This window comes from Janthinobacterium sp. BHSEK (assembly GCF_056174685.1).
In genome coordinates this window covers 1-676 of sequence record NZ_JBWBYV010000179.1, presented here as the reverse complement: position 1 = coordinate 676, position 676 = coordinate 1, and the positions used below count along the sequence as shown (strand labels likewise).

At 62.0% G+C, this 676-nt stretch carries 1 pseudogene; it reads left to right on the top strand.

From position 1 onward, the window contains the following. A pseudogene (locus AC0V2Y_RS28115) lies at window positions 1–666 on the top strand (IS5 family transposase); the annotation flags it as partial. Between the last annotated feature and the right edge of the window lie 10 nt (window positions 667–676).

Below are 676 nucleotides of genomic sequence, written 5' to 3'. Positions count from 1 at the left end.
CAGGCTTGCCTTGGGAATATCTTCCCCGTGAACTGGGCTGCGGCAGCGGCATGAGTTGCTGGCGGCGCCTGCATGCATGGCAACAGGCAGGTAGCTGGCAACGCATCCATGACGCCATGCTGCAGCACTTGCGGGAATACGACCAGATTCAATGGGAACGCGCCAGTGTCGACTCGGCCAGCGTGCCATCCCCCCCTCGGCGGACAGCATACCGGCCCCAATCCCACCGACCGCGGCAAGCTCGGTTGCAAGCACCATCTGCTCGTCGATCAACGCGGTCTGCCTCTGGTGGCGAGCATATCAGGGGCTCAGGTACATGATTCCCGCATGCTGGTTTCCCTGCTTGAAGCCGTCCCTTCAGTAGCAGGTCTTGCTGGCCGTCCACGCAAACGTCCTGCCAAACTGCATGCCGACAAGGCCTATGCTTCGCGCGCCCATCGGGCCTGGTTGCGCAGCCGTGGCATCGCTCCACGCATAGCCCGCTATGGCATCGAGTCGCGCGAACGCCTGGGCAAATGGCGCTGGGTGGTCGAACGCACGCTGGGCTGGCTGCACCGCTTCCGCCGATTACGCATCCGCTACGAGCGCCGTGCCGATATCCATCAGGCATTCCTCTCGCTTGCCTGCATACTCATCTGCTGGAGATACATTCAGCGGTTTTGTTAGGCGTTCTAAG